The sequence below is a fragment of the Paenibacillus sp. FSL R10-2771 genome, assembly GCF_038000205.1.
Taxonomy (GTDB): domain Bacteria; phylum Bacillota; class Bacilli; order Paenibacillales; family Paenibacillaceae; genus Paenibacillus_AQ; species Paenibacillus_AQ phytohabitans.
The window spans coordinates 7,904,931-7,928,231 of sequence record NZ_JBBOBM010000001.1; the positions used below are offsets into that span (position 1 = coordinate 7,904,931).

The 23,301-nt window shown below is 54.1% G+C and carries 18 protein-coding genes; 15 read left to right on the forward strand and 3 right to left on the reverse strand.

Going from position 1 to position 23,301, the window contains the following annotated elements; all coding sequences use genetic code 11:
• Window positions 1-476: 476 nt before the first annotated feature.
• Window positions 477-2,702 carry an MMPL family transporter gene (locus NSU14_RS34360; RefSeq protein WP_340948734.1) on the forward strand — a complete coding sequence of 742 codons (2,226 nt, stop codon included), beginning with the start codon at window positions 477-479 and terminating at the stop codon, window positions 2,700-2,702.
• A gap of 97 nt (window positions 2,703-2,799) precedes the next feature.
• Here NSU14_RS34360 and NSU14_RS34365 read toward each other — a convergent pair whose 3' ends face one another.
• The 3 genes from NSU14_RS34365 to NSU14_RS34375 all read right to left on the reverse strand — a co-directional run bounded on the left by NSU14_RS34365 (window position 2,800) and on the right by NSU14_RS34375 (window position 5,589).
• Window positions 2,800-3,111, reverse strand: coding sequence for an antibiotic biosynthesis monooxygenase (locus tag NSU14_RS34365; protein ID WP_042140295.1), 312 nt, complete (start codon window positions 3,109-3,111; stop codon window positions 2,800-2,802).
• Window positions 3,112-3,152: 41 nt separating this feature from the next.
• Window positions 3,153-3,872: a 3-ketoacyl-ACP reductase gene (locus tag NSU14_RS34370; RefSeq protein ID WP_039305517.1), complete on the reverse strand. Its 720-nt coding sequence runs from the start codon at window positions 3,870-3,872 to the stop codon at window positions 3,153-3,155.
• Between the two features lie 163 nt (window positions 3,873-4,035).
• Window positions 4,036-5,589, reverse strand: coding sequence for an FAD-dependent oxidoreductase (locus NSU14_RS34375; RefSeq protein ID WP_076247608.1), 1,554 nt, complete (start codon window positions 5,587-5,589; stop codon window positions 4,036-4,038).
• Window positions 5,590-5,745: 156 nt separating this feature from the next.
• Here NSU14_RS34375 and NSU14_RS34380 point away from each other — a divergent pair, with 156 nt between their 5' ends.
• From NSU14_RS34380 to NSU14_RS34445, 14 genes are all read left to right on the forward strand, one after another.
• Window positions 5,746-7,113 (forward strand): spore germination protein, encoded by a 1,368-nt coding sequence (locus NSU14_RS34380; RefSeq protein WP_052422142.1) that lies wholly within the window; start codon window positions 5,746-5,748, stop codon window positions 7,111-7,113.
• A 35-nt stretch (window positions 7,114-7,148) separates the two neighbouring features.
• Window positions 7,149-8,210 carry a GerAB/ArcD/ProY family transporter gene (locus tag NSU14_RS34385; RefSeq protein ID WP_340948736.1) on the forward strand — a complete coding sequence of 354 codons (1,062 nt, stop codon included), beginning with the start codon at window positions 7,149-7,151 and terminating at the stop codon, window positions 8,208-8,210.
• Window positions 8,207-9,313, forward strand: a complete 1,107-nt coding sequence (locus tag NSU14_RS34390; RefSeq protein WP_042140292.1) for a Ger(x)C family spore germination protein — start codon at window positions 8,207-8,209, stop codon at window positions 9,311-9,313. The genes NSU14_RS34385 and NSU14_RS34390 overlap by 4 nt, the downstream gene beginning before the upstream one ends.
• A 73-nt stretch (window positions 9,314-9,386) precedes the next feature.
• Window positions 9,387-9,782, forward strand: coding sequence for a Fur family transcriptional regulator (locus NSU14_RS34395; protein ID WP_039305505.1), 396 nt, complete (start codon window positions 9,387-9,389; stop codon window positions 9,780-9,782).
• Between the two features lie 203 nt (window positions 9,783-9,985).
• A complete protein-coding gene (locus NSU14_RS34400) occupies window positions 9,986-12,040 on the forward strand; it encodes a methyl-accepting chemotaxis protein (RefSeq protein ID WP_340948737.1) in 2,055 nt (684 codons plus the stop codon).
• Window positions 12,041-12,131: 91 nt separating this feature from the next.
• A complete protein-coding gene (locus NSU14_RS34405) occupies window positions 12,132-12,944 on the forward strand; it encodes a uroporphyrinogen-III synthase (protein WP_340948738.1) in 813 nt (270 codons plus the stop codon).
• 200 nt (window positions 12,945-13,144) lie between these two features.
• Window positions 13,145-13,777, forward strand: a complete 633-nt coding sequence (locus NSU14_RS34410; protein WP_042140290.1) for a ThuA domain-containing protein — start codon at window positions 13,145-13,147, stop codon at window positions 13,775-13,777.
• 158 nt (window positions 13,778-13,935) lie between these two features.
• Window positions 13,936-14,292: a phasin family protein gene (locus tag NSU14_RS34415; protein ID WP_039305489.1), complete on the forward strand. Its 357-nt coding sequence runs from the start codon at window positions 13,936-13,938 to the stop codon at window positions 14,290-14,292.
• Window positions 14,293-15,963, forward strand: a complete 1,671-nt coding sequence (locus NSU14_RS34420) for an ABC1 kinase family protein (RefSeq protein ID WP_042140289.1) — start codon at window positions 14,293-14,295, stop codon at window positions 15,961-15,963.
• 425 nt (window positions 15,964-16,388) lie between these two features.
• Complete coding sequence (locus NSU14_RS34425; RefSeq protein ID WP_076247602.1) at window positions 16,389-18,305, forward strand: DEAD/DEAH box helicase; 1,917 nt, start codon at window positions 16,389-16,391, stop codon at window positions 18,303-18,305.
• 200 nt (window positions 18,306-18,505) lie between these two features.
• Window positions 18,506-19,465, forward strand: a complete 960-nt coding sequence (locus NSU14_RS34430; protein WP_042140288.1) for a M15 family metallopeptidase — start codon at window positions 18,506-18,508, stop codon at window positions 19,463-19,465.
• A gap of 927 nt (window positions 19,466-20,392) precedes the next feature.
• Window positions 20,393-20,731: a DUF3243 domain-containing protein gene (locus NSU14_RS34435; protein ID WP_042140287.1), complete on the forward strand. Its 339-nt coding sequence runs from the start codon at window positions 20,393-20,395 to the stop codon at window positions 20,729-20,731.
• Between the two features lie 229 nt (window positions 20,732-20,960).
• Window positions 20,961-21,986, forward strand: a complete 1,026-nt coding sequence (locus NSU14_RS34440) for an LLM class flavin-dependent oxidoreductase (RefSeq protein ID WP_042140286.1) — start codon at window positions 20,961-20,963, stop codon at window positions 21,984-21,986.
• A gap of 641 nt (window positions 21,987-22,627) precedes the next feature.
• Window positions 22,628-23,107 carry a glutathione peroxidase gene (locus NSU14_RS34445; protein ID WP_039309160.1) on the forward strand — a complete coding sequence of 160 codons (480 nt, stop codon included), beginning with the start codon at window positions 22,628-22,630 and terminating at the stop codon, window positions 23,105-23,107.
• Window positions 23,108-23,301: the final 194 nt, after the last annotated feature.

The window sequence follows — 23,301 nt, forward strand, 5'->3', positions numbered from 1 at the left end:
GGCGGTAAAGGACTATTCGCTTAAAAATCCTGCATAAAATACAACAATCCCCCCGGTAAATCAGCCTAAAATCAAAATTGTTGTACAAAAGGCAACATTTCCCGTCTTTGAAGTAACATAACGTGGTAATTGTTGTATATCATACAATAATTCACCTGTGTACGCATTTATCTAAGGAGCAAAGTTGTACTCTGTGCAATATTTCGGGCAGAATCATGCCGCGCGGCTTAAGTAGAGCCATCTATTTTCCTTTGGGTATCATATACTAGTTTCCAGATAATAATAGAAATAGAGACAACGGAGTTCACCCGTCATAGACACTATGAATCAGGGGGTTCTTGAGGCAATGTCGGCCACTGTAACTCTAACTATCTATTATTTTAGAAAAAAGGTTTGCTTAAAATTTTTAGGGTATATATGATAAGGATAGTAAAAATGACCCGCGGCTCATTTTAGGCCTGCGGATGGGAGAGAGGATGAAAGGAATGTCAGGCTACGGTAAATGGGTAGCAGGAGGCAAAACAAAATGGATTACCCTTCTGGTGTGGATTGCAGTTGTAGGGGCTTTGACTATGATCTGGCCTTCAGTGAACTCGCAGGTTGTCAATAACGCGCCCAACCTGCCGGAGGATTCGCAATCTGTCCGCGCAGCAGCCCTTGCAGAGGCAGAATTCCCTGCCGGAAGCGGCGTACCGGCTTTGCTGGTATGGCATCGTGAAGGCGGCTTATCAGAGGATGATCTCTTACATATAACTGCTGTATACTCCAAGCTTGAACAGCAGCCGCTCGCGCATCAGAACTTCGTTCCGCCGCTTGGTCAGCTGCCGCCGCAGGCGCTGCAGGCTTCACTGTCGGAGGATAGAAGCACACTCGTCACACCGGTGCTGTTTGACAAGAAGGCAGACAGTGACCAGCTCGGGGAATCGCTGACTGAGATGAAGAAGCTGGTGAGTACTGAAACAGGCACAGACCCTTCTGTAGTGAAGCAAGACAGCGGCGACTTAAGCCTGCGGGTTACCGGCCCTGTCGGGATATCGGTAGATGCCACAGGCCTGTTCAAGAATGCCGACGTTTCACTGCTGATTGCAACGGTAATTCTGGTGCTGGTCTTCCTGCTCCTGATCTACCGATCGCCGATTCTGGCATTGATACCGCTCATTGGCGTCGGCTTTGCTTATGGCGTGACTAGTCCGCTGCTTGGCAAGATGGCAGAGGAAGGCTGGATTACGGTGGATTCGCAGGCCGTATCTATTATGACGGTGCTGCTCTTCGGGGCGGGGACAGACTACTGCCTGTTTATGATTTCCCGGTTCCGCCAGATGCTGAAGGTTGAGGAGAACAAGGGACGTGCACTGCTGAGTGCAATCACCCATTCCTCCGGAGCGATCGCCATGAGCGGATTCACAGTTGTCCTTGCGCTCTTCGCGCTGCTGCTGGCCAAATACGGGGCGTACCAACGCTTTGCGGTTCCGTTCAGTGCCTCCATTCTGATTATGGGGATTGCCAGTCTGACGCTGGTTCCGGCACTATTGGCTATCTTCGGGCGAACCTCGTTCTTCCCGTTTGTTCCGCGCACTCCGCAAATGGAGATTGAGCGGGCCAAGGCCAAGGGGAAGCCGGTACCGCAGCCGAAGCGTTCGTCCCAAAAAGGAATCGGGTATCTTGTCATTTCCCGGCCATGGGCGATCGTGGGAGTAACCGTGGTGGTATTGGGCATTCTGGCCTCGTTCTCCAGCGGAATTAAATTCACCTATGATATCCTGTCCTCCTTCCCGAAAGATATGGAATCGCGTGAAGGGTTCGACCTGATCGGCAAGCAGTTCTCTCCCGGAGAGCTGGCGCCGGCTAAGCTGATGGTGGATACAGAGGGCCTGAGCGGCGGAGAGGATCTGAAGGTCATCCTGGGAGGCCTGTCCTATGTGGACGTAGTGTCTGATCCGCAGCAGGGGGCCGTCAATAAGAACATCACTGCATATGATATTGAATTCAAGGCTAATCCGTATTCCATCGAGGCGATGAATCACATTCCGGCACTTCAGGCTACTGTAGAGCAGGCTCTGGCGGAGTCGGGAATAGAGAACGCGCAGGATAAGGTATGGATTAGCGGACAGACCGCTACCCAGCATGATACCAAGGAGCTCGGTGAACGGGATACCGATCTGATTATACCGGTGGTTATCGGGATGATTACAGTGCTGCTGCTGATCTATCTCCGATCTGTAGTGGCGACCATTTATCTGGTGGCTACAGTAATTCTCTCCTTCTTCTCGGCACTCGGCCTGGGCTGGATTATTATTCATTATCTGCTCGGTGCAGATGCGATTCAAGGCGCAATTCCGCTCTACTCCTTCGTCTTCCTGGTAGCGCTGGGCGAGGATTATAACATCTTCATGATCTCGAATATCTGGAAAAAGCGTAAAACTATGCCGCTGAAGCAGGCCATCGCCGAAGGTGTGAACGAAACCGGATCGGTAATCACCTCCGCCGGACTCATTCTGGCTGGTACCTTCGCCGTATTGGCGAGTCTGCCGATTCAGGTGCTGGTGCAATTCGGCATCATCACCGCGATTGGTGTGCTGCTCGATACCTTCGTGGTCCGGCCGTTCCTGGTTCCGGCCATCACCGTGCTTCTGGGCCGCCGGGCCTTCTGGCCGGGCAAGCATCAGGACATGAGCGAGTCTCCGGCAGCAGGCCGCGAATAACCGGGTTGTGAACTACAGAAGCAACAACAGGGATGCCCCGTCAAGCCTTAAAGGCTGCGGGGCATCCCTGTTGTGTATATGCGTATAACGGCTAGATTCAGTTACCGGAAGTTCGGCTGAGTACCAGCTCATACTTGTCGAGTGAGGCGCCGATAATGGCTTCATTCCGGCCGGCCCCGCGGTGCGAATCGCGGAAGGCGGGACTGGACGTCCAGCCGCTCAGCGCTTCCTCGCTCTCCCAGACAGTACAGATCTTCAGTTCCTCCACGCCTTCTTTGGGCGCGCCCTGCCAGACCTCCATGCGGATAAATCCGGGCATGCTCTGCACTCCATTGTCTGCGCCGAAACGCGAGGCGAGTGCTTCCCCATGTCCTTCTTTGATCTTAATCGTGTTGGTGACTACCAGCATGCCAAGTCCTCCTCATAGGGTGTGGGTGAAATCTGCCTTAGTTATTGCGGATTGGTCGTCCAGATGCCAGCGGTCTTCAGGAAGACGCGGTCTGGAAGCTTCAGGGCAGCGAGCGTCAGCTCGGCCACATCCTCGGGCTGCATCATCCGGTCTTCATCGCCGATCTTCAAGCCGGCACCGGTGGCCAGACCTGTGTTGACGGTGCTGGGGGTCAGTGCCACGACACGGATATTATGCTTGCGGACCTCCATCGCCAGCGCTTCCGTCATACCCATCAGAGCAAACTTGGAAGCACAATAGGCTGAGCCTGTAGCGAAGCCGCGTTCTCCTGCTGTAGAAGAGATATTAATGATGTTGCCGCTGGAACGCTCAATCATAGCAGGCAGTGCCGCACGGGTTACATAATAAGTGCCGAACAGATTGATCTGCATATGGCGCTCCCAGTCAGCGGGGTCCATCTCCAGGAAAGTGCCAAACTGGGCAATCCCGGCATTGTTGATAAGCGCGTCGAACGGGCCAAGGTCATTCTGCAGGGCGACAACAGCCCGCTCTGCTTCTTCACGCACCGCGATATCAGCTACAGCAATGCTGACCTTGATGTCATATACCTCAGTCAATGCCGATTTCAGTGCCTCCAGATCTGCTGAAGTTCTGGAGATAAGCCCCAGGTTGGCGCCTTCTTTAGCGAGTGCCATCGCGAGTGCTTTGCCGATGCCTTTACCTGCACCTGTAATTACAATACTGGTTCCTCTTAAATCCATAACCTGTCGTCACGCTCCTTAAGATAGGAAATTCTATATATTGGATGAACATAAGGCTATTATACCTGAGCGGACAGAGACAATCACGCCGGGACAGGCGGAGAGGGACAAGACAGTTCATTCTAATTGAATGTCTCTGTACACTGCTGTATAGGAAGCAGGCTCACTGCTTGGCTGTGAGGTTCTTAAGCGGCACTGTGGCCGGTCCTTCGAGCACATCGCCCTCATAAGAGAAGCGGGAGCCGTGGCACGGGCAATCCCAGGAGCGTTCCCCGTCATTCCACTCGCATTCACAGCCCATATGTGTGCAGGTTCTGTCCACGAGATGCAGCTTGCCCTCAGGGTCGCGGTAGCCGCCAACCCGTTTGCCGTCATGGAAAACAACGGCCCCTTCGTCCGGCGCAAGCTCGTCTGTTTTTTTATGGATAATCTCCACTTTTCCGGCTACAAGCTCTTTGGCGACCGAGAAGTTCTGCACGATGAAATTTTTGATGCCCGGATTAGCCTTGAAGCGTGTCGGATCGTACAGCTCCTTATAAGGGTTGCTGCTTCCCATAATTCCATCTGCAATCATGCGTGCAGCCAGCGTTCCGCTGGTCATGCCCCACTTGGCGAAGCCTGTGGCAATATAGACTTCTTCATCCTCCGCCCGCTTGCCGATGTAGGGGACCCGGTCCAGGGTAATCAGATCCTGCGCCGACCAGCGGAAGGGAATGCTGCGGATGCCGAGCAATTCTCCCGCAAACTTCTCCAGATTCTCATAGTGGCCGAAGGTGCAGATGCCCTGTCCGGTCTTGTGGTTATTACCGCCGACGATAACCAGTTTCCGCCCGTCCCATTCCACCGCGCGCAGCGAGCGGGTAGGTTCACTGGCACTCAGGTACATGCCGCCCTCATAATCTGCTTCCGGCTCAATAGCCAGACAATAGGACCGCTCTGCGTGCAGCCGCGAGAAATAGAGGGAGCCTCCATCATAGAATGGAAAATGGGAGGCGGACACGGCATGGCGGCATTTAATTTTGAACTTCTCCCCTTCGGTATAGAGAGTGAGATGCCCGTCCGTATCGACCTTTTCGCCGATCATCGTATGCTCGTATACCGTGCCGCCGTTGTCCAGCACGACCTGCAGCAGCCCTTTCAGGTACTCCAGCGGATGAAAACGGGCTTGTCCGGGCAGCCTGATCGCACCGCCGGCTCTCAGTGGCAGCGAAACCTGGTCCAGCCATTCTCCGGGCAGTCCAAGCTTGCGGTAGGCCTCGAATTCAGCAGCCAGCTGCTTGAGCGTCTTCTCATCTCCCATATCGGCATACAGATACGCAGCTTCCCGCGTCAACCCGCAGGACAGCCCCAGTTCTTCAGCCGTAGCGATCATCCATTCCAGCGCTTCACTGTTTGACTGGAAATAGAGCCGGGCCTGTTCTTCCCCAAAGTGCTTCAGCAGATCACTGTAGATCATTCCGTGCTGGGCGGTGATCTTGGCGCTGGTGAAGCCGGTGGTGCCGCCGAGGATCTCTCCGGCTTCGAGCAGAGAGACCTTATACCCGGCCTTGGACAGTAAATAAGCTGTCGTAATGCCGGTAATGCCTGCTCCGACAATAGCTACATCTGTGACATGATCTTCCGCAAGCTCCGGAAAAGAGGGCAGCTCCGTGCTGCCCCTCCATAATGATTCCGGAAATTGCGGAAGACCTTGCGAGCGGTGATCCTGTGAATTCATGAGTTGATCCCTCCATTAGTCATTATTCATTTCATTTATTACCACACTTCCGGTAAAAGAAACGCCTTAGCCCGGCTGAAGGTGCATGAAAAGAGGGCGACAGTGCCAAAATAAGGGGAAGTCCCCGGAAATTCGGGCCTGGAGGGAGAAAGATCCATGTCAGGACAAATGCATAAGCAGGGAGTGACCCTCGAATGGATCAGGGAACAGCTGAGCGGCTTCGGTGACCTTGAGGACAAGATCATGGCCGTTCCCTCTGGAGAGGTCAGCCTGCTGTATATCAAGAGTGTTACGGATGGACAGACCATCAGCCGGAATGTGGTTGCGCCGTTCTACGAGATGGGCGATCCGGCAGCTTACTACAGCTACATTGCGGATTACCCCGGAAGTGAGGAGGTTACAGAGGGGAAGCGCGCGCTGGACCTTCTGCTTAGCGGTTATGCCTGTATAGGCCAGGCTGGCCGGTTCTGCTTCTTCGATGCGCTCAAGGCTGAGGTTAGCGGTGTTAAAGAAACGATAACCGAGAGTATCAGCCAAGGCCCGTCAGATGCGCTGGGCGAGAGTCTGGCGGTTAATCTGAACCTGATCCGGCGGCGTTATCAATCCTCGTCACTGAAGATGGAGTTCACCATCATCGGCAACGTGTCCAAGACCAAGGTGGCTATACTCTATGACGAGAGCAGAGTGAATCACAATGTCCTGGCCGAATTAAAAGAGAAGCTGGACTCTCTTAAGCTGGATGTTCTGCAGGCTGCCGGTGAGCTGGAGAAATATATCAGCAGCGACAAGCTGCGCATTTTCCCCAAAACGATTGTTACGGAGCGCCCGGACCGGGTGGTGTTCAATTTGGCTGAAGGCAAGGTCGCTGTAATGCTGGACACTACCGGATACGCGATTGTGCTCCCGTCTATTTTCAATGATTTCTTCACAGCTATGGATGATAAAATCCATCTTCCCTTTGTTGGACGTTTCTTAAAGCTGCTGCGCATTCTCGGTGTGGCCATGACGCTGTGGCTGCCTGCCCTGTACATTGCTTTCACCTCCTATAATCCGGAGATTGTGCGCGTGCAGATTGCCCTGCTGATTGGGGGAAGCCGTGCTACGGTGCCTTATCCTTCTTTTGTCGAGGTCATTCTTATGATGATCATGATGGAATTTCTGACCGAAGCGAGCTTGCGGCTGCCCCGGGCTATTGGTCCGACGGCCACTACGGTTGGCGGTCTGATTCTGGGCCAAGCCGCTACTGCGGCGGGACTGATCGGTAACATTATGATTATTCTGGTTTCCGTTGTGGCGATATCCAATTTCCTGATTCCGCTGAATATGATGAGCTTCTCCATCCGTGTGCTGAAATATTTCTTCGTCATAGCTGCGGCAGTGCTCGGTCTTGTCGGTGTTGTCATCTGCCTGGTGGGCTTCACCATGTATTTATGCAGCCAGCGCAGCTTCGGCCAGCCGTATTTCAAGATGTTTTTCCTCGATACGCTGGGAACGGCCCTGAGGAAGAAAAGCGGTGGGGAGTGATGGCTAAGAGCCGCTATTTCTATTGTCTTTTTCTCATGAATACCCTGATCAACATCATTAATTTCGCCCCCCGGGAGCTGATCGATGCCCGCTTTGACGGGGCGCAGTCCTCCATTCTGGTTGCGGTGGTTACGGGCACCCTGTTTATCTACCTGTTCACCAAAGTCATCAATAAATTCCCCGGACAGGGACTGCCGGAAATCTTCGGGTCGGCCTTGCCGAAGCAGCTGGCTGCTCCGCTGATTTTTGTATATGCGGTTCTCTGGTATATGGCCGGGGCGCTGATCCTGCTGTCCTTTGTGGACATTACGCTGCGTTTTATCAGCCCGGATACAGGGCCGTATGCAATATTACTCGGCTTCCTGGCCGTTGTCTGCCTGTGTTCCCGGATAGACTCGCTGTCATTGCTCTACGGACTGGAGCTTACGCTGGGGATTACCCTGCCTTTAATTCTGTATACAACAGTCAAGGCGATTATTAACCCGGATTTCAGCTGGGATGCCGTGCTACAGGTGATGACTCACTCTCTGCATGCCCCGGATATGAACAGTATTGCGGCCGCAACATTTACCTTCAGCGGTTATATCAATCTGGCGGTATTCAACCGGGTATTTCATGGACTGAAGCTGAGGCATATATGGATTCTAAGTCTGGAAGGTTTTCTGGTGCTTGCCATATGCTTTTTTGTGCCGATCGGATATCACGGGACCGTTGGCGTTGATCGGCATGTGTATACGTGGTTTACAACGGCAGACAGCATCCGCATCGAAGCCTTCTTGATCGAACGCATGCTGTATATCTTCTATTTCGCCTACATTACATTATCTCTGGTCAGCGCCATTATCCAGTGGCATGTCGGCAAAGAGCTGCTGCTCAGTCTGTTGCCCTCCACGGCTAAGAAGCCTAAGAAAAAACTGCGTCAGGAGATCGTTATCCTGGTCCTGTTTGCTGCCGGAGCCTTCGCCCTTATGCGTATGGATCAATACGACCTTAATTTGCTTGGGGTATTCCTGCTGCATATCCGCTGGTACGGGGAGCTGCTGCTGATTCTCCTGCTGTTCTGGTGCTACTGGATTGTAAGGAGGCGGAGGGGATGAGAACAAAAAGGAGTGCAGTCTGCCTTCTGCTGTTGCTGATGTGCATGACAGTGACAGGCTGCAATTTCAAAGATATCGACCGGAGAATATTTGTGGTCGCCATCGGGATCGATCCCGGCAAGGTGGAAGGAACATTCAAGGTGAGCCTGAAGCTGGCAATCCCGCAAGGGGATGTTACCAAGATCGATGAGAAGATGCAGATCCTTACCGAAGAATCGGAGAGTATCTCCGAGGCACTGCGCAGAATGAAGTCCAAAGTGGAGAAGGAGCTGGACTATGTCCACTGCAAGTCGCTGATCCTGGGTGAACAAATCGCTGCCAAAGACATCAGGCATGTGATGGACTGGGCGGTGCGGCGCAGAGATATCCAGCTGATCCTGAATTTTGCCATCGGAAGGCCGGGGGCGCTGGAAGTACTGCAGGTGAAGCCGCCGTCCGAGCGAATCCCGTCCAACTCGCTGATTCTGGCGATGAACGGACAAGGCACAGAGTCGCCCTTTATCTCCAGAGTGTTCTCCTATCAGCTGATGCGGAGTATTTATGAGAATGGTATCGATCCAATTCTGCCTATTATTGAAGCGCAGGGGGAAGAGCAGTTCCTAATCGATAAGATTGCCTTGCTGGATAAGAATAAAATCAAGCTTGTTCTCACGCCTGACGAGACCAGACTGTTCAATCTGCTGTCCCGGTCCAATCTGCGGACGAACTTTCCGGCTCACATAGGCGGCGGGATGTACCAGTACTATACAGAGAGCAGCTCCTCCAGCTACCGGATTGTGACGCAGCAGGAGGATAACCCGTACATCCGGTACAACATTAAGATCCGGGCAATTCTGGAGGAAAATAGTACTGAGGATATGGTAACTCACCACATGCTGAAGGAGATCGGGGAGTCAGGAGCAGCGGAACTCAGCAAGGCAGTTACAGCATTGCTGATCAGAATCCGGGACAGCGGGATGGACCCTATGGGCTGGGGGCTGCATTACGGGGCCCGGCACTGGAATAATGACACAGAAATGGCGGTATGGGAGAGGCTCTATCCCCGGCTGAAATTTCAGGTTAAGACGGATGTGGATGTGAAATACTCGGGAATGATCAAATAGAGTCCTGCCCGGATTGACGCTTCCGGCACTAGGACTTATACTTGATCTAAAAACAAGTTAGAGGATGATAAAGATGAGAACGCTGAACTTAACCTCTCAACGTCAGGCCGTGTATGATATCGTCCGTAATTCCCATGACCATCCTACTGCTGCAGAAGTAATGAACCGTCTTGTAGAGCAGGGGCATAACCTGGCCTATGGGACTGTCTATAATTCGCTGCGGTATCTTTCGGATAAACAAATGATCCGTGAACTGAAGCTCGGAGAGGCGGCCAGCAGATATGATGCCCGTCTGGACGACCATCAGCATATTATCTGTGAAATCTGCGGCGCAGTGGATGAAGTGATGAGTCAGGTTCCGCAGGCGTGGATTGATACGGTAGCGGAGGATACGGGTTATTCCATTACCCATACACATGTTGTATTTGGAGGCGTATGTCCAGCCTGCCGGAATAAGAATTCGCACTAGAAAAAAGAATAAATATAACAAAAGACCGTTTTCATAAAAACGGTTTTTTGCTGTGTATATATGAAAATTATTAAGCAATATAGGAGAATTATAATGAATTCCCGGAGAAAAGAGGATTTTCAGGGGCGATATTTAATTATATATTGAGGCTGCAGATTTATCGTGCTTAAGACCCATAAAGAAAGAGAGAGTGAGCCCATCATATGAATAAAAAGGCGCGTCTGACCATCCGCACGAAGCTAATTCTTACATATTTGCTTGTTTTGCTTGTACCCAGCATCATTATAGGCTGGCAGACCTATCAATCGGCCAGCAGTAAAGTCGGGGAGCAGCTCACCCAAAATGCCACGGAAAGTGTAGTGGCGGTTAACGAAATTATCGATGCAAACATTCAATCCAAAATTGATGATATTAACTACTTCGCTGCGCAGCTCACGGCGGATTCTATTAACAATGAAGCGGCGGGGGCGGGGGCGCCTGCACTGGAGGCCAGACTTAAGGAGTATGCCAAACTGCATTCCGATGTGCTTGATATTTATGCCGGAACCAGTAAAGGCAAGGGCATCCGTGCGGCTGATATCCAGCTGCCGGACGGCTATGACCCGCGCAAGGAGAACGCTTATATCAATGCGCTTAAGCATGGCAGCGGGATTGTGATCTCACCGGTATTCCAGACGGTAAATAATGAGTCGGCTATTGCCATTTCAGCAGTGCTGGAAGGCGGGAACGGGGTAGTGGGTCTGGATCTGAACCTGTCTTCGCTGGCCGATCTGACAGATATCAAGGTAGGCGAGGAAGGTTATATTCTGATTATCGACAGCAGCAAGAAATTCCTGGTTCACCCGACCGAAGCTATTGGCGAGGAGTCCTCACTTGATTTCGTGAAGCAAATGTTCGAAAGTGAGAGCGGCAGCTTCGATTATGACTATAAGGATTCCTCCAAGAAGATGACCTTCATGGTGAATGAGCTGACGGGCTGGAGAATCGGGGGGACCATCAGCAAGAATGAGATTACCCGTGCGACAAGTGATATCCGGGAGACGGTATTAATTGTAATCTCTGTTTCTGTATTGCTGGCGCTGGTGCTTATCTACTTCAATGTCTCGTCGATCCTGAAGCCGCTGATGCGGCTGCGCAGAGCGACAGAGCTAATCGCCGGGGGCGACCTGTCACAGGATATCGGGGACTTCCGCAGAGATGAGATTGGCCTGCTGGCTGAGAATTTCCGCCTGATGGTCGGCAATCTGCGGCAGATGATTACTGGTGTACAGGAGATGACCGACAATGTCTCCTCATCCGCCGAGGAACTGACAGCGGGGGCTGAGCAGACTACCAAAGCGATAGAGCATGTTACGATAGCGATCCAGGAGGTAGCTGCCGGAACAGAGCGCCAGGTTAACAGTGTCAATAAAGGAATGATAAGTACGGCTGCCACTACAAGCGAGGTAGAGCATATTTCCGGATTCATGGAGCAGGTATCGGCGATGATGGACAAGACCTCGCTCTCCGCTTCAGAGGGGAATGAATCTGTAATCAGCGTAGTCGATAAGATCAACGGGATTCATGAAACGGTAGAGGAGCTGGGCGGGGTCATTGATAAGCTTAATGAGCGGACCGGACAGATCCAGGGGATTGTCGGTGTAATTACCGGGATCTCGCGGCAGACCAATCTGCTGGCGCTGAATGCTTCCATTGAAGCGGCCAGAGCAGGCGAGCAGGGCCGCGGTTTCGCGGTTGTCGCCTCAGAGGTGCGCAAGTTGGCTGAAGAATCAGAGAAGTCGGCAAGAATGATCTCCGAACAGATTACTTCCATTAATGCGGAGATGATCCAGGCTACAGCTACCATGGAGTATGCGAAGAACCGGGTATCCGAAGGTATTATGGCGGTCGATACGACCGGACGCTCCTTCTCACGGATCCGTAGGGCGGTTAAAGGGGCGGCGGAGAAGATTGAAGCGATGAATGGGGCAGTGCATACGCTGACGGCAGAAGCGGATAGTATGGAGAAGGCCATCGTAGAGATCCGAGGGATCACCCAGGAGGCGGCAGGCAATACCGAAACCATCTCTGCTGCTGCCCAGCAGCAGCTGGCATCGGTGGAAGAGATCGCTTCTTCCTCGGCAGATCTGAGCCATCTTGCCGATGAACTGCAGCGGCTGGTCGGCAAATTCAAATTATATCCGGGAAATCAGGCTCCGGGTGCAGCGGATACCGTCCGGCAGAGTAGCGGTAGTTCCGGAGACCAGCGGAATTCCTGAAGCAGAAAGTGCGCTGCGGTCTTCCCTTTTACCTCCTTTTGCAAGTATACTGATAAGCAATAATATGGGGTGACGAAGGAGAGAAGCATTCATGGCAGAGCAATTAAAGGGCATTACCATTGCCCTGGCGGGTCCGCGCAAGGCGGAAGAAATGGCCAAGCTGATACAGAATATGGGTGGGACAGCGCTGCACCGTCCGGCCCAGGGGACTTCATTTCTGGATGATGCTGCACTGCGTGACGGGCTGACGGCCTGGACAGACCAGCCGCCGGACCTGGCAGTTCTGACGACCGGAATGGGACTCGACGCATTATTCGAGATGGCCGCGAAGCTGGAGCTTGCGGACCGCTTCCTGGAAGTTCTCTCCGCTTCACCTATTGCTGCGCGCGGCTATAAGACAGTCAATGCCTTGAAGAAGCGGGGGCTGGAGCCCGTGGTGCGCGACGATGACGGCAGCACCAAAGGGCTGATCCGCGGTTTGCAGGATTGGGATTTGCAGGGCAAGCGGGTCAGACTGCAGCTGCACGGAGAGTCTGCCCCGCATCTGGTCCAGTGGCTGGAGCAGGCGGGAGCAGAGGTCAGCTGGGTGCAGCCGTACCGGTACACGCAGCCGGAGCCGGGAGCGCTGGCTCTGCTGCTGGCGGATATTACAGAAGGCCGGGTGAACGCGGTAGCCTTCACAAGTGCTCCGCAATTCCGTTTCCTGGCGCAGTATGCGCGGGAGCAGGGCAGGCTGGAAGAACTCGTTCAGGCTTTGGAGGATAAAGTGCTGGCTGTATCTGTCGGCCGGCTTACCTCCGAAGCCCTCAAGGAAGAGGGCGTGAAACGGATCATTATGCCGGAGCATGAACGAATGGGCAGCATGTTCGTAGAGCTGGGCCGCTATATCGCGGCTTCCCGGTAACCGGTAGCACCAGCCGGGCTGCACAGGCACCCATAGCAGGAATTCCCGTCCGGTACAGGACGGGAATTCTTTTTGGACAACCCGGATTAGCGTTTTCTTACTATAAAAGCAGCCGATTCGATGGACATCCGGGGCTGTTTTACTTAGAATAATAGGCAACGTTCCACCACAAAGATAAAGAAATAAGGAGGAGGAGACCCATGGATAAGAGAAAATGCCTGTTACTTGGCGATTATACCCACCCGCGGTTTCACCCGCTGCAAGGCGTAGACAAGCAGGTCAGCGAGATTCTGAATGATCTTCTGACCGTACAGTGCTCGGAGAATAAAAAGCTGCTGTTAAGCGAGCATTTGGCAGGATATGATCTCTGCATTGCATATAACGAATTATGGAACGAAACAGTATCTCCCCAGCAGACGGCGGGTTTGCTGAGTTATGTAAGCGGGGGCGGCGGCCTGATTGTCCTGCATACCGGTGTTTCGCTGGCGAAGCGGTATGAGCTGGCACATCTGATCGGCGGCAGATTCACCGGACATCCTCCCTATGCACCGCTGAATTTCAAGGTGCGGGAACATGATATTACCGAAGGCATTGAGGATTTCCAGCTCGATGAAGAGCCGTACCGTTTCGAATTCGACCCCTTCACCGATAAGAAGATTCTGCTTGAATATGAAGCGGACGGGGAAATGCTGCCTGCGGCCTGGTGCCACAGCTACGGTCAGGGACGGGTTGTCTATCTGATGCCCGGCCATCATGAGCCGTCGTTCCGTCATCCGGCAGTCCGCCAGCTGATTCTGGGCGCAGCCACTTGGGCGGCACGGATTCCCAGATAGACCCGGACTTTTGTGAAAGACAGTATATATTTTGGGGTCCCCGCAAAGTACCTGAGTAATCATCGAAGATTTGGCCCCACTTTGTGGGGTTATTTTGTGAATTGGCCCGCTAAGGGGTATACTCTAACCATAACTGGAATCTTTGGGAGGGAAGTACCATGAGTGATTTGTTCAAGAAAGCAATCTCTTTAGGAGTGGGCCTCACCATTGTCAGCAAGGAAAAGGTTGAAAAGGTCGTAGATGAACTCGTCAAGCGGGGCGAGCTTGCGCCATCGGAATCCAAGGCACTGGTTGACCGGCTGGTGGAGCGCGGTGAAGAAGAACGCGGTACCTTCAAAGCAGCTGTACATGAGCAGGTTCAGAAGGTGCTGAAGGAGCTCAAGGTGCCTGTTCAAGGAGACATTGCCGGACTGGAATCGCGCATTGCTGTGCTTGAACGCCGCGTGGCCGAGCTGGAGGGCAATACGGCTCCCCGCACCCAGGAGGATGTCGTGCCGGAAACGCATACGGAATAAATGGCAGTCCGCATAAGACATGCCGGCCGTTACCGGGCAATAGCCATGGCGCTGATGCGTCATGGCTTCGGCTATATGGTGGAGGAACTGGGCCTCTATCATCTCCTGTCCCTTCCGCGCCGGATTATTACGCAGGAGGTTCACGAAAGCGTAACACTCGGGGAGCGGATCCGCCGGGTGCTGGAGGATCTGGGGCCAACGTTTGTCAAATTGGGCCAGCTCGCCAGTACACGTTCCGATCTGCTGCCGGATTCGATTATACAGGAGCTTATTAAGCTGCAGGACAATGTGCCGCCGTTCTCGGCCGAGACGGCCCGCAATATTATCGAGCAGGAACTCGATCAGCATATGGATGCGGTCTTTGAGTACTTCGAGAACAACCCGCTTGCTGCGGCTTCCATCGGTCAGGTGCACCGGGCGGTGCTGCACGGCGGCCAGAGTGTAGCGGTCAAGATTCAGCGTCCCGGGGTCATGCGGACCATGAGCCGGGATCTTGAAATTCTGCTGGATCTAAGCGTCCTGGCTGAGCGGAAGATGGACTGGGCCAAGCAATACGGATTAACCCGGATGGTCGAGGAGTTCTCCCGCGCCCTGATGGCCGAGCTTGATTATGCCCAGGAAGGGCGCAATGCCGAACGTATAGCCGGGCATCTGACTGCCCAGGATAATGTATATATACCGGCCATCTATTGGGATTTCAGCTCGACACGGGTGCTGACGATGGAATACGTGGACGGAATTACGCTGAACCGCAGGGATGAGCTGCTGAACAAGGGCGTCAAGCTCAAGACTATTGCCCAGCAGCTTGTAGAGATGATGCTGAACCAGATTTTCATCCATGGCTTCTTTCATGCCGATCCGCATCCGGGCAATGTCATGGTGCTGGAGGACGGCAAGCTGGCTCTGATTGATTTCGGGATGGTCGGTCGGCTGAGCGAGGAAATGAAGGACGGGCTGTCCGCACTCGTGATCGCACTGATGCGCAAGAACACCGATTCGATGGTACGGGCCATTCTGCGGCTGGGCGTGATTCCGGAGGATGCCGACCGGATGGCGCTGCATGATGATATGGACCGGCTGCGGGAGCAGTATTATGATATCCCGTTCAAGCAGGTCAGCATCGGCAAGGCGCTGAATGATCTGTTCGGCATTGCCCGCAAGCACCGGCTGGTTATTCCGCCGGATCTCGCGATGCTGGGCAAGACGATGCTGACGCTGGAGGGCATGGTCGCCAGCCTCGACCCGGCCTTCAGCATAGTGCAGATGGCCGAGCCGTTCGGCAGGCAGCTGGTGAAGCAGCGCTTCAGCGGAAGCCGGCTGCAGCGCAAGCTGCTCGGCGGAGTAGCCGATCTTGCCGAGAGTCTAGTGGAGCTTCCTGCCCAGGCCCGGCAGCTCTCCGCGCTGCTCAGCAAGGGGAAGCTCAAGGTGGAGATTGGGGTACCTGAGCTCCAGAATCTGGAGCACAAGTTCAGCCGGGTCGGCAACCGGCTCTCCTTCAGTATCGTACTGCTGGCCTTCAGCATTATTATGGCCGGTCTGATTGTTGCTTCCTCTCTGCGCGGTGAGCCTTCGCTGCTCTGGGATTTCCCCATCGTGGAGATCGGCTCCGTCATCGCTATGCTGATGATTATATGGCTGCTGTTCTCGATATTCAAATCAGGAAGATTCTAGCGGGATAAGTCCCGGGAAATAATTATTCTTCCGCAGATGCACACAAGCGGCGCGAAATCAAGTACAATATATAAAGATAACTTGCCCAAAATTAAAGTGTAATGGAACGCAAATGGAGTGCCGTCTGAATGTCCGGTGGATCGCTGCTGCCCCAGAAACCGAACTTCGACTGCAGCCTTGCGGGCCAGTGGAACGGAAGGGCTCCGGCAACGGGGTTCTTCCGCTTTTGTTTGATACGGATACCTGAGAGCGATATCTGGACTGGCTGTCCTGGCACAGCACACTATGCAGGACGGTGCAGCCGTTGCCGCCTGATAACGGGCTTATGCCGCAGGCCAAGCCTTGTGAATGCGTACATTACTCCGATAAATGGATGAATATAAGTTATGAAGTGAAAACTTAGGGAAAATAGTGAGGTGGAGCAATTGCCGGGTTTTAAAGAATTAGGAGTTTCAGAAGTACTAAACGATCTGCTCAAGGGGCAGGGAATCGTGAAGCCGACGCCGGTGCAGGAAGAGGCGATTCCGCCGCTGGTAGAGGGTCTCGATGTTATCGCCCGTGCCAAGACGGGAACAGGGAAGACACTGGCTTTCCTGCTGCCGATTATGGACAAAATCCGGGTAGAGGCGGCTTATCCGCAGGCGCTTATTCTCGCGCCGACGCGTGAACTTGCGCTGCAGATTACCGAAGAAGCGCGCAAGCTGGCGCGCCATACGGGAGTGAAGATTCTGGCAGTCTATGGCGGACAGGATGTGGAGAAACAGCTCCGCAAGCTGGAAGGCGGCAGACATCTGATTATCGGAACGCCGGGACGGCTGCTGGATCACCTGCGCCGGGAGACGCTGGACTTAGGCGGCGTGAAGATGCTGGTGCTGGATGAAGCGGACCAGATGCTGCACATGGGCTTCCTGGAGGATGTAGAGACGATCATTACGGCTGTGCCTTACCGCCGCCAGACGATGCTGTTCTCTGCGACAATGCCGGACCCGATCAAACGACTGGCTGCGAATTATATGAAAGAACCGCTGGATATCATTATCAAGAGTGGCTCTCCAATTCCGCTGGACAATATCCGCCAGCAGGTAGTGGAATGCTCTGACCGCAATAAGGAAGAGGCGCTGATCTCCCTAATCGAGCGGGACCGCCCGTACCTGGCGATCATCTTCTGCCGGACCAAACGCCGGGCCATCAAGCTGAACGAAGCACTGCAGGCGGCCGGGTATGACTGCGACGAATTGCACGGCGACTTATCGCAGGGCAAACGCGAAGCGGTTATGAAGCGGTTCCGCGATGCCAAGCTGCAGCTGCTGGTTGCTACGGATGTGGCAGCCCGCGGGCTTGATGTGGAAGGCATTACCCACATCTTCAACTACGATCTTCCGCTGGATGCGGACAGCTATATTCACCGGATCGGCCGCACGGGCCGCGCCGGAGGCAAAGGCCTTGCGATCACGTTCTCTTCGCCGCGTGAACGCGCCGGGCTCGAACTGATCGAGCACGGCATCTCCCAGCGGCTGGACCGCCGCCGGTACGAGAAGGATGAATTCGGCGTTGGCGAATTCACCTCTGTGCAAGGCGGCGGCTCGCCGCGCGGCGGGCGGCAGAGCGCAGCGCCTGAAGCGGCGCGCGCTGGACGCGGCGGCCGCGGGCAGGGACGCAGCGGCGGTGCTCCGCGCGCGGAAGCCGCAGGGCGTCCGGGCGGACGCGGACGCGGCGGCAAGGAAGCAGGCGGCTGGGGTGCGCCTGCGGAAGGCGGAAGCCGCAGCCGTAAGGACGCGGCAGGCGGTGGCGGCAAGCGCAGCGCGTACAGCGCGGCTGCGGCTCCGCGGGGCGGCGACTCCGCCGGCAAGAGCGCGGCGAAGCCAAGACCGGGCGGCGGCTACGGCGCCTTCGCCAGCGGCGGCGACAGCAGCCCGGCTCCGGGTTATGCGGCTGGAGCGAATGCCGCAGGCGGACGCGGCGGCAATAAGGGCGGCGGCGCCAGAAGCGGCGGCCCGAGCAGCGGCTACAGCACCAATGTGTCCAGAGGCGCGGATGCCGGCGGATTCAGCTATGGTGCTTCGAAGGGCGCCGGCTCCGGTGCCGGGTACAACCCGGGCGGCGCGAAGTCGAGCCCGAAATTCCGGGCGCATGTAGCCCGAAGCAATGAAGGCGGCGGCTCAGGCGCGCCCGCTACCAAAGGCGGCGGCTCACGCGGCGGTTATAGCGCCGGCGGCGGCTCCAAGGGCGGCAAAGGCGGCTTCAGCTCGGGCGGACGCAGCAGCGGCGGAACCTCATCGCGCGGCGGACGCAGTGGCGGCTCCGGCGGCGGTTCACGCGGCGGACGCGGCTCATCCAGATAAAGGCGCTTTACATTCATAAGTGAAACTTGTTACCATAGGGCAGTTAGCGTATCGGCTAATTGTTCTATGGTAATATTTGTGTTAGGGGCTGGTGCACATTTATCAGCCCGGACTGAAACATTTCGGCCCTTCAGCCTGTCTAATAATGTAACTAAGCTTTTAGAAAGAATACAGAACTTCTAGGAGGAACGAAACCGCACATGTCCAGAACCACCAAGATTGTCATCTTGTTCATCGTTGTCATTGCTGTCGGCTGGGGAATCGGGAAGTATACTAGCCCGTCCGCTTCCCGGGAAGACGGAACGAATATAAATACAGGTACCGATCTCGGGGCCGGGCCGGGTACGGCGCCGGAGACTTCGGCACTGCCAAGCGCAGAGCCGGACGGCCAGGAGCAGGGCTCCGGCAACAATACGGGGACTGAGCCTACACCGGCTGTAACAGAGGCGCCTGCGGATTCAACGAGCGGGGAGAATAATGCGGCCGGGACTCCGGAACCAACGGACAAGCCTGCCCCTACGGATAAGCCCGCAGCTACGGATTCCGGCAGTAATGGTGATGCAGAGATGGTTGCCGCCGAACCGGAGAGCATCGCGGTTATGGTTAATAAGCAGTACAGACTGCCTGATAAATATAAGCCGGCCGATCTGGTCTACCCTGATGTGCCTTTTATATTCTCGGAGAAGATCGAGAAGCGGATGCTGCGGCGTGAAGCTGCCACGGCGCTGGAGGAGATGTTTGCCGGAGCGAAGAAGGACGGTATTTATCTGGCTGGTGTATCCGGCTACCGTTCGGAAGCGACCCAGAGAAGGCTGTTCAATAACTATGTAGCCCGGGACGGCGAAGAGAAAGCCCGTACCTACAGTGCGTTGCCCGGACACAGCGAGCATCAGACGGGTCTGGCGATTGATCTGTCCGGCAGTGACGGCAAATGTGCGGCCGAAAGCTGCTTTGCCGGTACGAAGGAAGCAGAATGGCTTGCGGATCATGCCGCTGAGTACGGATATATTATCCGGTTCCTCGAAGGCAAGCAGGCGATCACCGGATATATTTATGAGCCTTGGCATGTCCGGTATGTAGGCAAGGAGATCGCCGCGTCCGTATCGGAGAGAGGAATTACCCTCGAAGAATATTATGATGCCGTTCCGGTGTCGAATTAATGTGAAATCGATGTACAGCCGGCCCCGTGGTTCACGGGGTCTTTTGTGAATAGTTGGACCTCCGGGCGTCTGCTGTTGCCGTAGTTGCCACATTTACGTATTTGAGTATTTGCAGTATTTTCCGTAGTAATCGTTGGAATTCCTCGATTCATCAGCTATTTGTGGCAGAAACAGAGTAACTTTATACAAACTTTTATACAAAATCCTGCCCAAAATACAACATTTCCCTCATTCTATCGGCGCAAATCCAGAAATGTTGTATAAAAGGCAGGATTTCACTGTGTTCAAGCGGCTTAGCAGAATTATTCTTGTATTTTCTACAACACTCCTCTCGAACACCCTGCTATCAAGGAATCAAAGTTGCAGAACGTACAACATTTACACCTACAGTGCTTCCTAAGATTCTCCATTCTGCCGGCAACGAATCAAGTTTATGGAATTGATGTATTCATCCAGTCCCACACAGCGGCTGAATGGTAGTTTGTAGGGTTGTTACTGTATTGCGGTTTATTCTTGTAGGGTTGTTGCTAAATTGCGGTTTATATAGTTGAATGGCTGAGCCTGACGTAAGCGGACTGAGAAGCGCTTATTTCTCCGTTAATCATCATATTGGCGCCGAAGCGGACTGAGATTCCGTTATCTTATGTATTTTTGCCTGAAATGAGGATCTGCGGACATATAAGGGATTGTGAGTCCGCTTGATCTGCAAATACGGCCGTTCTTCCCGAATAAGGGATTCTCAGTCCGCGTCACTGACAGCCCGGGCCATGAGAGTGCTGACAGGTTTCTGTTTGCGCAGGAAAGCGGTGTGTCCACGGGATGACGATCAATCCTCCTATATCCTTCGGCGGGCTTCGTTTGGTTCACCCGCGGGGCCTCTGGTTAATTAGTGGGAAACCGCACACTAATAAATGGGAGGTGTTCTGAATGTCTGAACATAATCATGTGGTGAGCAAGGACGGAAGTGTGACGATGCACCGGGTGAACGATGCGCTGGACCGGATTGAGCCGGGGCAGAAGGAATTGATCCTGAATAATTTCGAGGATTTCAAAAGCTACTTGGGAAAGCGCATCCAACTGGCGCAGAAAATCGGGCTCAGCGATGAGCAGCTGGCTGTGGCTGCCGAGAAAATCGCCGATTATCTGGCGGCGTACGAAGAGCCCCGCAACAGTGAGGAGAAGCTGCTGCTGGAACTGTGGAAGGCCGGAAACAAAGAAGAGCGCCACCGGCTGGCGCATATGCTGGTGAAGATGGTACAGCATTAAGAAGCAGCAGACAACGGGTGCCGCCTTGAAGAGGCCAGTGCCCGTTGTTTCTGCATCTGCTGCCCCTCCTTCTGCCTTGTATCTGCCTATGGTCGGCAATGCAGACGGATGCTCAGATTGACTGATTCCGGGGATATATCCGGTGATATACCCGGTGATATAATGGACTGGACCAATATAGATGTTCCCGCCGAAGTTGAAAATTCAAACCCATTGGAGCTGCTCCTATATGAAATTAAGCATTCTGGATCAATCGCCGGTGTCTGAAGGGAGCACGCCTGCGGAGGCACTGGCCCAGACAGTATTGCTGGCCCGCGAAGCTGAGCGACTCGGGTATCACCGCTTCTGGGTTGCAGAGCATCACGCGGCGCCCGGACTGGCCGGCTCCAGTCCGGAGGTGCTGATGGCTCATCTGGCTGCAGTAACTTCGGAGATCCGCATCGGCTCAGGAGCTGTGCTGCTCCCGCATTACAGTGCTTACAAGGTCGCTGAGAACTTCCGCGTCCTGGAGGCCTTGTATCCCGGGCGGATCGATCTGGGTGTGGGCAGAGCAGCAGGCGGCGGTGCGCTGTCCGCCAGGGCGCTGCAGGATAACCGTGTGAATCCTGAGGATATAGACCGTTATGAGCAGCAGCTTAAGGAACTTATTGCTTATCTGCATGATGAGACTGGGGCTGCGGAACCTCCGCACCGCTATGCCGGACTGCAGGCTACACCTGCCGTGAGTACAGCGCCGGAAATCTGGCTGCTGGGTTCAAGCAGTGCCAGTGCGGCGCTCTCGGCCCGGCTGGGGACCGGGTATGCCTTCGCGCGGTTTATCAACGGGAACGGGGGAGCGGAAGCGGTGCGGGAGTATGCGGATAGCTTCGCCCCATCCCGTGCTGCTGCAACGCCACAATCGCTGGTGGCAGTTTTTGCCGTCTGTGCCGGGACCTCTGAGGAAGCGGACCGCCTGGCCGCCAGCATGGATCTGTCGCTGGTGCTGCTGGAGAAAGAGCATCTCTCCACCGCCACTCCTTCTGTAGAAACTGCTATGAATTATACATATACACCTTATGACAGGTTCTCCATTAAGGATAACCGTAAGCGGATGGTCGTAGGATCGCCGATTGAAGTCAGAGAGCAATTGCAGGCGCTGGCGGAAGAATATCGATGCGGGGAGCTGATGATTTCATCACATATTCACAGCTTTGAGGATAAGCTGACATCTCTCCGGCTTATTGCTGAAGCCTGCGGGCTGACGCGAAGAGGGTAGCTTTCCAGGGCCCGTTGAGAAATGAAGATGAAGGGCATAAAAGTACCTGAATCCGCCCAAAGTGGGCTGGCTGCGAACCTAAACGAGCCCACTGTATGCGAAAAAACGAGTACAATGTGTCACTGCGGAGGCTAACAAGCCCAACGTATGCGAAAAACCGATTATAATGTGTCACTGAGAAGGTAGACGAGCCCACTGTATGCGAAAAAACGAGTACAATGTGTCACTGCGGAGGCTAACGAGCCCACTGTATGCGAAAAACCGAGTACAATGTGTCACAGCGAAGGCAAACGAGCCCAATGTATGCGAAAAACCGAGTACAATGTGTCACTGCGGGGGCAAACGAGCCCAATGTATGCGAAAAACCGAGTACAATGTGTCACAGCGGAGGCTAACGAGCCCAACGTATGCGAAAAACCGAGTACAATGTAGCCCCAAATGGGCTGCTCACTTAACGATTATCCCTGCAGCTGCCACCCGCACCGCATTCGGAGCCTGAAATTTTGTATCACGCTGCCAATAGGATAAAATAAAGAGGAATGCTCGCAGTGATGCATAAGCTGCATAAGCTGCATAAGGGCATGGACTCTATAAGCCGCCAGGGTAAATACGAATATACAGCCGAAAGGAAGCGAAGCAGGATGTCGATCTATAGTTTTGCCGGAGTCACACCTTCGGGTACAGAAGTGCCGTTTAAGGACTATGAGGGCAAGGTGCTGCTGATCGCCAATACGGCCAGCAAGTGCGGGCTTACCCCGCAATACGGAGATTTACAGAAGCTGTACGAACAATACGGAGATCAAGGGCTTGTTGTGCTGGGATTCCCCTGCAACCAGTTTGCCGGCCAGGAGCCGGGTACAAGTGAGGAAGCGGAGGCCTTCTGTCAGATCAATTACGGCGTTACTTTCCCGGTGTTTGCCAAGGTAGATGTGAATGGGCCGGAGGCAAGCCTGCTGTTCCAATATTTGAAGGGCCAGCAGCCGGGTGACGGGGAGAGCAGCGATATCCAGTGGAACTTCACGAAGTTTCTGGTAGACCGCAGCGGCAATGTGGTGGCGCGTGTGGAGCCGAAGGAATCACCGGAGAGCATGAAGGACCTTATTGAATCGCTGCTGAAGTAAGTAAGGATAGCTGTCACAAAATAGTCCGCTCCCGGATTGGGGTGCACCCGCACCCTGTCCGGGAGTTTTTTTGATATCTAAGCAAGCGGTTTCTGCTTGACTGTAGAGACGGAAGTATCCCCAGTATGAAAATTATCCTTGAATCTTTTCAGAGACACTGTATCCTTTGAAGAGGAATGTTTCACTCATCTACG

What these genes read in the sequence shown, in the direction of transcription:
- NSU14_RS34360 (WP_340948734.1), top strand. Translation starts at nt 477, where the DNA reads ATGAAAGGAATGTCAGGCTACGGTAAATGGGTAGCAGGAGGCAAAACA.
- NSU14_RS34365 (WP_042140295.1), bottom strand. Translation starts at nt 3,111, where the DNA reads ATGCTGGTAGTCACCAACACGATTAAGATCAAAGAAGGACATGGGGAA.
- NSU14_RS34370 (WP_039305517.1), bottom strand. Translation starts at nt 3,872, where the DNA reads ATGGATTTAAGAGGAACCAGTATTGTAATTACAGGTGCAGGTAAAGGC.
- NSU14_RS34375 (WP_076247608.1), bottom strand. Translation starts at nt 5,589, where the DNA reads ATGAATTCACAGGATCACCGCTCGCAAGGTCTTCCGCAATTTCCGGAA.
- NSU14_RS34380 (WP_052422142.1), top strand. Translation starts at nt 5,746, where the DNA reads ATGTCAGGACAAATGCATAAGCAGGGAGTGACCCTCGAATGGATCAGG.
- NSU14_RS34385 (WP_340948736.1), top strand. Translation starts at nt 7,149, where the DNA reads ATGAATACCCTGATCAACATCATTAATTTCGCCCCCCGGGAGCTGATC.
- NSU14_RS34390 (WP_042140292.1), top strand. Translation starts at nt 8,207, where the DNA reads ATGAGAACAAAAAGGAGTGCAGTCTGCCTTCTGCTGTTGCTGATGTGC.
- NSU14_RS34395 (WP_039305505.1), top strand. Translation starts at nt 9,387, where the DNA reads ATGAGAACGCTGAACTTAACCTCTCAACGTCAGGCCGTGTATGATATC.
- NSU14_RS34400 (WP_340948737.1), top strand. Translation starts at nt 9,986, where the DNA reads ATGAATAAAAAGGCGCGTCTGACCATCCGCACGAAGCTAATTCTTACA.
- NSU14_RS34405 (WP_340948738.1), top strand. Translation starts at nt 12,132, where the DNA reads ATGGCAGAGCAATTAAAGGGCATTACCATTGCCCTGGCGGGTCCGCGC.
- NSU14_RS34410 (WP_042140290.1), top strand. Translation starts at nt 13,145, where the DNA reads ATGGATAAGAGAAAATGCCTGTTACTTGGCGATTATACCCACCCGCGG.
- NSU14_RS34415 (WP_039305489.1), top strand. Translation starts at nt 13,936, where the DNA reads ATGAGTGATTTGTTCAAGAAAGCAATCTCTTTAGGAGTGGGCCTCACC.
- NSU14_RS34420 (WP_042140289.1), top strand. Translation starts at nt 14,293, where the DNA reads ATGGCAGTCCGCATAAGACATGCCGGCCGTTACCGGGCAATAGCCATG.
- NSU14_RS34430 (WP_042140288.1), top strand. Translation starts at nt 18,506, where the DNA reads ATGTCCAGAACCACCAAGATTGTCATCTTGTTCATCGTTGTCATTGCT.
- NSU14_RS34435 (WP_042140287.1), top strand. Translation starts at nt 20,393, where the DNA reads ATGTCTGAACATAATCATGTGGTGAGCAAGGACGGAAGTGTGACGATG.
- NSU14_RS34440 (WP_042140286.1), top strand. Translation starts at nt 20,961, where the DNA reads ATGAAATTAAGCATTCTGGATCAATCGCCGGTGTCTGAAGGGAGCACG.
- NSU14_RS34445 (WP_039309160.1), top strand. Translation starts at nt 22,628, where the DNA reads ATGTCGATCTATAGTTTTGCCGGAGTCACACCTTCGGGTACAGAAGTG.